The sequence below is a fragment of the Micromonospora sp. M51 genome, assembly GCF_018070305.1.
Classification (GTDB): Bacteria; Actinomycetota; Actinomycetes; order Mycobacteriales; family Micromonosporaceae; genus Micromonospora; species Micromonospora parva.
The window spans coordinates 1-1,876 of sequence record NZ_JAGPXZ010000999.1; the positions used below are offsets into that span (position 1 = coordinate 1).

Annotated in this window: 2 protein-coding genes; both read left to right on the forward strand. The window is 69.1% G+C overall.

Translation table 11 applies throughout. From position 1 onward, the window contains the following. Window positions 1-679, forward strand: a 679-nt coding sequence (locus tag KBX53_RS31735) for an ABC transporter substrate-binding protein (RefSeq protein ID WP_210863488.1), incomplete at its 5' end; no start/stop codon positions are given. A 22-nt stretch (window positions 680-701) separates the two neighbouring features. Continuing rightward, window positions 702-1,876: sulfatase (locus KBX53_RS31740; protein ID WP_210863490.1), on the forward strand; the 1,175-nt coding region annotated here is incomplete at its 3' end.

Consider the following 1,876-nt stretch of genomic DNA (forward strand, 5'->3'; position numbering starts at 1 on the left):
GTTCCCCTGGCTGACGGTCCGCGAGAACGTCGAGTTCGGTCTCCGGATCGCCAAGCCGGGCATCACCTCCGTCGCCGCGCTGAAGGGCAAGAAGGTCGGCGTGCCGGAGGGCACCTCCGGCGACATGATCGTGCGGCTGGCCCTGCGGCGCGCCGGGCTCTCCATCGACGACGTCCAGAAGGTCACGATGGACGCCAGCACGGTGGTCACCGCGTTCGGGTCCGGCCAGATCGACGCGGCCGGCATCTGGTACCCGCTGATCGGCACCATCAAGAAGCGGGTGCCGGACCTGGTCGAGCTGGCCAAGAACGAGGACTTCTACCCGGACATCAGCTTTCCGTCCGCCTACGTCGGGCGCAACGACGTGGTCACCGGCAAGCCGGAGCTGGTCAAGAAGGTGCTCGCGGTGCTGCGCGCCGCCAACGACGAGCGGGCTGCCGACGTGGACCGCGCCGTCGAGGTGACCGCGAAGTTCCTCAAGTCGGCGCCGGTCGACCAGCTGCGCGCCGAAGCCACCAACGCCCGGTTCCTGCCCTCGGCCGAACTCGCCGCCAAGTCCACCGACGGCACCGTCGCGGGCTGGCTCACCGGCCTCAACGGCCTGTTCAAGGACCTGGGCAAGCTGCCGGACGTGGTCGACCCGAGCGCCTACTACGACGCCGCCGCGTACGCGTCCTGAACCGGTGAGAAAGGACCAACTCGTGCGGCCCAACATCGTCTTCATCATGGCCGACGACCACGCCGCGCACGCTGTGGGCGCCTACGGAAGCAAGATCAACGAGACGCCGCACATCGACCGCATCGCGGCCGGCGGCGCCCTGCTGGAGAACTGCTTCTGCACCAACTCGCTCTGCGCGCCCAGCCGGGCCACCATCCTCACCGGCACCTACAACCACGTCAACGGCGTGCAGACGTTGTCGACCGAGTTCGACAACCGGCAGCTCGTCTTCCCGGAGCTGCTGCGCCGTGCCGGCTACCAGACCGCGCTGGTCGGCAAGTGGCACCTCGGGCACGGCCCGGAGCACGACCCCCGGGGTTTCGACTACTGGGAGGTCGTGCCCGGTCAGGGTCGCTACCGCGACCCCGTGTTCATCGGCATGGACGGCACCGAGCAGGTCCGCCCCGGCTACTGCACGAACATCATCACCGACCTGGCCGTCGACTGGCTCGACCAGCGCGACCAGCAGCGCCCCTTCTGCCTGCTCGTGCACCACAAGGCCCCGCACCGCAACTGGGAGCCCGACGACAGACACCGCGACATGTACGTCGACGACGTGGCCGTACCGGGCTCGTTCGACGACGACCACTCGGGGCACGCCGCCGCCGCCCGGGCCGCCCGGATGCGGGTGGACCGGGACCTGACCGCCAACGACATCAAGGAGATGCTGCCGCCGCACCTGGACCCGGACGAGGCCGCGCTCTGGACCTACCAGCGGTACATCAAGGACTACCTGCGCTGCGTCGCCAGCGTCGACGACAACGTGGGCCGCCTGCTCGACTACCTCGACGAGCACGGGCTGACCGACGACACCATCGTCGTCTACACCTCCGACCAGGGCTTCTTCCTCGGCGACCACGGCTGGTACGACAAGCGGTTCATGTACGAGGAGTCGCTGCGGATGCCGTTCGTGATCCGCTACCCGGCGGAGATCCCGGCCGGCTCCACCACCGGCGCGCTCGCCATGAACGTCGACTTCGCCCAGACGTTCCTCGACTACGCCGGCGTGCCGGCCGACGGCCGCATGCAGGGGCGCTCACTGCGACCGCTGCTACGCGGCGAGGCCGTCGACGACTGGCGGCAGTCCGTGTACTACCGCTACTGGGAGCACGACGACGACGAGCACCACGTGTGGGCGCACTACGGCGTACGCACCCA